We start from the raw sequence: 6,966 nt of genomic DNA on the forward strand, positions 1-6,966 counted from the left end.
AATGATACCCATCTGCGTCGATGGCGTCCATCGCCTTGATCTGTGGCTGTTTTTCCCGGGGTTTTGGACCTGTGGTGACCTCTTCGCGGGCAAGCCCGCTCCTACAGGATTGTGGAGAGCCTGTGGGAGCGGCGGTTCGCCGCTGCGACTTGCCCGCGAAGAGGTCACCACAGGTCCAAAACCCCGGGAAAAACAGCCACAGATCAAGGCGATGGACGCCATCGACGCAGATGGGTATCATTGCGCCGCGTTGCACTCGTAGCTCAGCTGGATAGAGTACTGCCCTCCGAAGGCAGGGGTCGTGGGTTCGAATCCCGCCGAGTGCGCCATCTCCGAAAGCCCCGGGAAATCTCCCGGGGCTTTTTCGTTTGTGCGCCAGGTCGCGCCTCGCCCCTCCCCCGACACCGCCCATTGGTGTTAGCGTGGGCATGTTTCCTACCAATGGACATCCCTTTTAAACCCTTCGCGAAGGAATGCGTTTACCCATGCCCTTGCCCAAGCTTTCTGCCGTCTCCCTGATGCTGGCCAGCCTTGCGCTGTTCGCCGTTCCCGCCCACGCCAACCTCAGCCCGCAACAGTCCGCCGCCATCCTTAAGGCCTACGACGGCACCGAACCGGCCGACTTCAAGCAATTCATCGACAAGCTGGCCAACAGCGAACTGGCCAAGGTCGACAAGCTCGACGAAACCCTGAAGGCCTACCTCGCCGGCAAACCGCTCGCCGCCGAGCAGCAGAACGAGATCAACCGCCTGTTGGGCCTGTATACCCGCATCAAGTACGGCAAGGCTGCCACCCAGACGCTGCGCGAGCTGGTGGAAATCCCGACCTTCCAGGTCGAGGGCCTGCCACAACACGAGAACCCCGAGTTCCACAAGATTGCCGACAAGATCAAGGCGCTGGCAGAAGACTTCGGCCTTGAGTTCCGCAACATCGACAACCGCGTCTACGAGATCACCCTCGGCGAAGGCAAGGAAGTGATCGGCATCCATGCCCACGCCGACGTGGTGCCGGTCAATCCGGCCAACTGGAAACTCGAAGACGGCACGCGCCTCGACCCGTTCAAGGTCACCCTGGTGGGTGATCGCATGTACGGCCGCGGCACCGAGGACGACAAGAACGGCATCGTCGTCGCGCTCTACGCCCTGAAGGTCGCCAAGGACGAGAAGCTGCCACTGGCGCGTCAGTTCAAGCTGCTGGTGGACACCACCGAGGAAACCTCCGGCGATGCCATTCCCTACTACTTCGCCCGCAACGCCACGCCGGACTACAACCTGGCGCTGGACGGTGGCTACCCGGTGGTGATCGCCGAGAAGGGCTATGGCACCGTCATGGCCAGCTTCAGCAAGCGCGCGGGTGAAGGCAAGGGCGCCGAGGTGATCAACCTCACCGGCGGCCTGGCGACCAACCAGATCCCCACCACCTCGGTGGCGACGCTGATCGGCGACCATCCGGCCGACCTGGCCCGACGCCTGAAGCAGGCCGGCGAGCTGTACCGCAAGGCCAATGGCAAGGACTTCAAGATCGACGCCGTGGTCTCGGGCAAGCAGGTGATCCTGACCGTGACCGGCGTCTCCGCGCACTCCTCCTCGCCACAGTCGGGGGTCAACCCGGTGGCACGCATGCTCGACTTCCTCAACGGCCTGGGCGACCGCGTGCCGCTCAAGCACAACCACATCACCGATGCTGCCCGCTACGCCGCCGACAACTGGGGGCTGGACTACCTGGGCAGCAAACTGGGCGTCGGCTTCAAGGACGATTTCATGGGGCCGCTGACCGCCTCGCTGACCTACGTCGGCCTGGACCAGAAAGCCCTGAAGCTGGCGGTGAACCTGCGCATCCCGAAAGGCAAGCCGATCGAGACGATCAAGGACGAATTGGCTGACAAGCTCGGTGATTGGGCGCGTATCAGCCACACCTCGGTGGCCTTCGAGTACACCCTGGACGAGCCGATGTACCGCAACCCCGAAGGCGAATGGGTCAAGGCGCTGCTGGATGTGGCCACCGAGAACCTCGGCCTGCCCCACGAGTTCGGCACCTCTGCTGGCGCCACTTCGGTGCACGACCTGCCCAACGGCGTGCAGTTCGGCCTGTCGATGCCCGGCGTGAAGTACACCGGCCACAACGACAACGAGTTCAAGACCGTGGAGCAGTTCATGCTGGACCTGCAGGTGATCAGCGAGATGGTCGCGCGCATCGGGCAGATGCCCAAGCTCTGAGCGAATCCCGGCGAGGGCCGTCCACCGGCCCTCGTGCGCTTCGACCAATGACGTTTTTCAATCGCCTCGATGCCGTTTCCTGCATTGCCGTGCAGAGCGCGGTCCCGGATGCTTTATTTATTCCAGGACAGCGCTTTTTCCACCCCCGAGGCCCCCATGAAGAACGTCGAACAGATTCTCAAGACCAAATCCCAGCACCAGACCGTCTACACCATCGGGCCTGACGAGTCGGTGCTCGACGCGCTGAAGCTGCTGGCAGAAAAGAACATCGGTGCGCTGCCCGTGATCGAGAACGACCAGGTGGTAGGCATCGTCAGCGAGCGCGACTATGCGCGCAAGCTGGTGCTCAAGGGGCGCTCGTCGGCAGCCACGCCCGTGCGCGAGATCATGAGCTCGCCAGTGGTCACCGTGGAGCCCAAGCAGAACCTCGAGTACTGCATGAACCTGATGACCAACCGTCACCTGCGCCACCTGCCGGTGGTCGACCATGGCAAGCTGCTGGGCCTGCTGTCGATCGGCGACCTGGTCAAGGAAACCATTGCCGAACAGGCCAACCTGATCCTGCAACTGCAACAGTACATCCGCGGCGAATGAGCTGCCGGCTCAGTGGTAGGCGCGCTCCAGTTCGTCCAGCTGATGGTCGAAACTGCGCAGACGCGCCGACCAGGTGTACACCAGCACTTCCAGATCACGATTGAGCACTGCGGTATTGCCGCCGTCACGCCCCTGCGGGTCGCACAGGTCGAGCTGGTAGCGCTCGCGCGCCATGGCCGTGGCCACGCTCGACAGGTCGCGGGCATTGGCCAGCCAGTGGTGATGGTGATCGTGCACTTCTCGGTCCAGCTCGCGGCACTGGCGCTTGAGTGCGTCCAGGCACTGCTCCAGTGGCGTGCCCTTGAGCTCGCCCATGACTTCTTCGAAGGTACGCCCCGAATGCCAGTAGCTGCCCCAGAAATAGCGGTCGAACACTGTTTCGACCCGACGCAGGGCGACCTTGGTGTTCCAGATGGCCACCAGCGTTCGGCCCTGAGCCACTTCACGCTTGTTCAGGTGCAGCTGCTGCCAGGCGATCCACGCCAGGCCGCAGAGCGCCACCGCCGCGGTGACCGCAGCGGCGGCATACAGGAACTGCACCGCCTGGTTCATCTGATGGGTGTGCCGGATACCGTAGAAGTAGCCAGCAGTCAGGGTGCCCAGGATCGTCACGGTGCACCAGAAGCCTGGTGCGTAGGGATCTTTCATCGCGCTATCCCCTTTTTGTTTTCCTGAGCATAGCAACGCTGAAATCAACCATCAGGTGCCACTCGGCGCTTTATTTGCGCGGGCGACGCAAGGCCTCGTTGAGCTGATCGAACGGCACGGCCCAATCGGCGTCCTCGATGATGCTCTCTTTCAGAAAAGCTCGCTGCGCGTCGCTCCAGAACGGCGCGTCCACCAGCTTGATTTCGTTCTTGAGCGGCGAGTGCGAGGCGATGAACTGGTCGATGCTCACGGCATCGTCCGCCAGGCCCAGTTGCTTGAACAGCTCGGCGAAGGGGTGAATCGGTGCGTCCATGTGTCCTCCTCGATTGCACAGGTTAGGGGTTGCCTGCGGTAGACCGCGCCCTGGCCGCAACGACTCGATCGACATGAGCGCCACAGGCCCTCGGCAAGTTTAGGCCCTCTGCGTACAGGCGCAGCTAGACTTGAACAAGAGGGCCCTGAGATGACCACGCTGATCGCTCGCTGCTGGCGCAGGTTCTGGCTGTTGCTGATCCTCGGCGTCGCCGGGGCGGGCCAGGCTGCGGCCGGTAATGACGTCTGGCTGCTGGACATCGACGACGCCATCGGCCCGGCCAGCGCCGACTACCTGCTGCGCGGGCTCGACCAGGCACAGGAGCAGCAGGTGCAACTGGTGGTGATCCGCATGGACACCCCGGGCGGGCTCGACATCGCCATGCGCCAGATCGTCAAGGCGATCCTCGCCAGCCCCGTACCGGTGGTCACCTATGTGGCCCCCGGCGGTGCACGGGCCGCCAGCGCCGGGACCTATATCCTCTACGCCAGCCATGTGGCGGCCATGGCCCCCGGCACCAACCTGGGGGCGGCGACGCCGGTACAGATCGGTGCTGGCGACAAGGGTACGCAAAAGCCTGGCGCAACCAACGCTGAGCAGGACCCCCTGGAGCGCAAGCAGGTCAACGATGCCGCGGCCTATATCCGGGGGCTTGCGCAACTGCGCGGGCGCAATGCCGACTGGGCGGAAAAGGCCGTGCGCGAGGCGGTCAGCCTGTCGGCCGAGGAAGCCTTGCGCCTGAACGTCATCGATCTGGTCGCCACAGACCTGCCGGGCCTGCTGCAACGCCTGGACGGCAAGACCCTGGTCGCCGCTGGCGAGGCCCGTGCGCTGCAGACCGCCAATGCCCGTGTGGTCGAGCACCTGCCGGACTGGCGCACCCGCCTGCTGGCCGTGATCACCAACCCCAGCGTAGCGCTGATCCTGATCATGCTTGGTGTGTACGGGCTGCTGTTCGAGTTCATGAACCCGGGTTCGGGCGTAGGCGGTGTGGTCGGCGGTATCTGCCTGCTGCTGGCGCTCTATGCCCTGCAGTTGCTGCCGGTGAGCTATGCCGGGGTAGCGCTGATCCTGCTCGGGGTGGCGTTCATGGTTGCCGAGGCGTTTCTGCCCAGTTTTGGCGTGGTCGGCTTCGGCGGCATCGTCGCCTTCGTGGTCGGCGCGGTGATCCTGATGGACACCGATGCGCCGGGCTTTGGCATTCCGCTGGCGCTGATCGTCTCCCTGGCCGCGGTGTCGGCGCTGCTGCTCGGCGGTGTGCTGGGCATGGCCGTCAAGGCTCGACGGCGCGCGCTGGTCAGCGGCGATGCCGGGCTGGTGGGCAGCCTGGTGATCGTCACCCAGGTAACGCTCGACAACCCGTTCTGCGGCTCGGTACAGGCCCAGGGCGAACAATGGCAAGCCCGCTGCACCACACCGCTGCAGCCCGGCCAGCACGTGCGGGTCATCGCCCGGCGCGGCGTGGTGCTGGAGGTCAGCGCCAGTGCGCCCTCGGCGCAAGGAGAGTAGAGATGTTCGTTCAATTCGGATTTGGCACCTTGCTGGTGCTGCTGGCGCTGCTGCTGATGTCGGCGCTGCGCATCCTGCGCGAGTACGAGCGCGGGGTGGTGTTCCAGCTCGGCCGCTTCTGGCAGGTGAAGGGGCCGGGGCTGATCATCCTGATCCCCGGCATCCAGCAGATGGTGCGGGTCGACCTGCGCACCGTGGTGCTGGATGTGCCACCGCAGGATGTGATCACCCGCGACAACGTCTCGGTCAAGGTCAATGCGGTGCTGTACTTCCGCGTGCTCGATCCGCAGAAGGCGATCATCCAGGTGGAAGACTTTTTAAGCGCCACCAGCCAACTGGCCCAGACCACACTGCGCGCGGTGCTGGGCAAGCACGAGCTGGACGAGCTGCTGGCCGAGCGCGAGCAGCTCAATCTCGATATCCGCCAGGTGCTCGACGCGCAGACCGACGCCTGGGGCATCAAGGTGGCCAATGTCGAGATCAAGCATGTCGACCTCAACGAGTCGATGGTCCGCGCCATCGCCCGCCAGGCCGAGGCCGAGCGCGAGCGGCGGGCGAAGGTGATCCATGCCGAGGGCGAATTGCAGGCGTCGGAAAAGTTGATGCAGGCCGCGCAGATGCTCAGCAAGGAGCCGGGGGCGATGCAGTTGCGCTACATGCAGACGCTGGGGGCGATTGCCGGAGACAAGAGCTCGACCATCGTGTTTCCGTTGCCGGTGGATCTGCTCAAGGGCCTGGTGGACAAGGATCGATAGAGATCGCTGCGCAGCCACGCCCCCGTAGTTTCAGATCGGCGCCCGACGCAGGGTCGCGAGGAATGTCGCCGCACCGATGAACAGGCCGGCGAACGTGCGGTTCAGACGCTTCTGCTGTTTCGGCGTGCGCAACAGGCGCAGCACCCGCGAGGCCAGCCCGGTGTAACCCGCCATCACCAGCATGTCGACGCTGATCATGGTGGCGGTGATCGCCAGGTATTGCGCCAGCAATGGCTGGTGCGGGTCGATGAACTGCGGCAGCACCGCGAGCATGAACACCAGCGCCTTGGGGTTGCTGACGTTGACCAGAAAGCCTCGGAACACCAGGCTCAGTGGCTTGCCGATGGGCCGCACGGCGGACTCTTCGCTCATGTCCATCGGCAGCGCACGCCATTGCCGGTACGCCAGGTAAACGAGGTAGGCGACACCGAACCACTTGATGATCTGGAAGGCGGTGGCCGACGCGGCGAGGATCGCGCCGACACCGGCGGCGATGATGGCGATCTGCACGATCAGGCCCAGTTGCAGGCCCAGGGCGTTCCAGTAGCCACGCCAGAAACCGTATTGCAGGCCGCTGGACATCGAGGCGATTGCCCCGGCCCCCGGCGACAGGCTGATGACCCAGCACGCGGCAAAGAAGGCCAACCAGGTTTCCATCGACATCACACACCTCGCTCGAACGAATGTTGCAAAACGTTAAGCTAAGGTTTTGGTGAAAAAATAACCAGCGGAATTTGTGGCGGGAGCCTGGTTTGTTTTGTGCCTGTACCGGCCCTATCGCGGGCAAGCCCGCTCCTACAGACACCACGCTGACGCTGAATACAGCTGAGCCCTGTGGGAGCGGGCTTGCCCGCGATAGGGCCGGTACAGGCACAAAACAAACCAGGCTCCCGCCACAAATTCCGCTGGTTATTTTTTCACCAAAACCTTA

The 6,966-nt window shown here is 63.9% G+C and carries 8 protein-coding genes and 1 tRNA gene; 6 read left to right on the top strand and 3 right to left on the bottom strand.

Annotation, left to right across the window (positions count from 1 at the left end):
* The 4 genes from ACPZMI_RS00400 to ACPZMI_RS00415 form a co-directional block, all read left to right on the top strand.
* Positions 1-262: hypothetical protein (locus ACPZMI_RS00400; RefSeq protein ID WP_483407397.1), on the top strand; the 262-nt coding region annotated here is incomplete at its 5' end.
* A tRNA-Arg gene (locus ACPZMI_RS00405) sits at positions 253-329 on the top strand. The genes ACPZMI_RS00400 and ACPZMI_RS00405, both read left to right, overlap by 10 nt.
* A gap of 156 nt (positions 330-485) precedes the next feature.
* Positions 486-2,216, top strand: a complete 1,731-nt coding sequence (locus tag ACPZMI_RS00410; protein ID WP_426351445.1) for a dipeptidase — start codon at positions 486-488, stop codon at positions 2,214-2,216.
* A gap of 156 nt (positions 2,217-2,372) precedes the next feature.
* Positions 2,373-2,810 carry a CBS domain-containing protein gene (locus tag ACPZMI_RS00415; RefSeq protein WP_186667392.1) on the top strand — a complete coding sequence of 146 codons (438 nt, stop codon included), beginning with the start codon at positions 2,373-2,375 and terminating at the stop codon, positions 2,808-2,810.
* A gap of 9 nt (positions 2,811-2,819) precedes the next feature.
* Here the strand turns inward: ACPZMI_RS00415 and ACPZMI_RS00420 are convergent, their stop codons facing one another.
* Together ACPZMI_RS00420 and ACPZMI_RS00425 are read right to left on the bottom strand one after the other, a co-directional pair.
* Positions 2,820-3,458 (bottom strand): NADH:ubiquinone oxidoreductase subunit N, encoded by a 639-nt coding sequence (locus ACPZMI_RS00420; protein ID WP_186667391.1) that lies wholly within the window; start codon positions 3,456-3,458, stop codon positions 2,820-2,822.
* A gap of 70 nt (positions 3,459-3,528) precedes the next feature.
* Positions 3,529-3,771, bottom strand: coding sequence for a DUF2789 domain-containing protein (locus ACPZMI_RS00425; RefSeq protein ID WP_186667390.1), 243 nt, complete (start codon positions 3,769-3,771; stop codon positions 3,529-3,531).
* Positions 3,772-3,930: 159 nt separating this feature from the next.
* On the opposite strand from ACPZMI_RS00425, the gene ACPZMI_RS00430 reads away from it, so the two are divergent.
* Both ACPZMI_RS00430 and ACPZMI_RS00435 read left to right on the top strand, forming a co-directional pair.
* Positions 3,931-5,280 carry an NfeD family protein gene (locus tag ACPZMI_RS00430; protein ID WP_426351447.1) on the top strand — a complete coding sequence of 450 codons (1,350 nt, stop codon included), beginning with the start codon at positions 3,931-3,933 and terminating at the stop codon, positions 5,278-5,280.
* Between the two features lie 2 nt (positions 5,281-5,282).
* Entirely contained in the window at positions 5,283-6,035 is a 753-nt protein-coding gene (locus ACPZMI_RS00435; protein ID WP_426351446.1) for a slipin family protein, read from the top strand.
* A 30-nt stretch (positions 6,036-6,065) separates the two neighbouring features.
* Here the strand turns inward: ACPZMI_RS00435 and ACPZMI_RS00440 are convergent, their stop codons facing one another.
* Complete coding sequence (locus ACPZMI_RS00440; RefSeq protein WP_054891623.1) at positions 6,066-6,698, bottom strand: LysE family transporter; 633 nt, start codon at positions 6,696-6,698, stop codon at positions 6,066-6,068.
* Positions 6,699-6,966 lie beyond the last annotated feature (268 nt).

Source organism: Pseudomonas wayambapalatensis, assembly GCF_049942315.1.
Classification (GTDB): domain Bacteria; phylum Pseudomonadota; class Gammaproteobacteria; order Pseudomonadales; family Pseudomonadaceae; genus Aquipseudomonas; species Aquipseudomonas wayambapalatensis.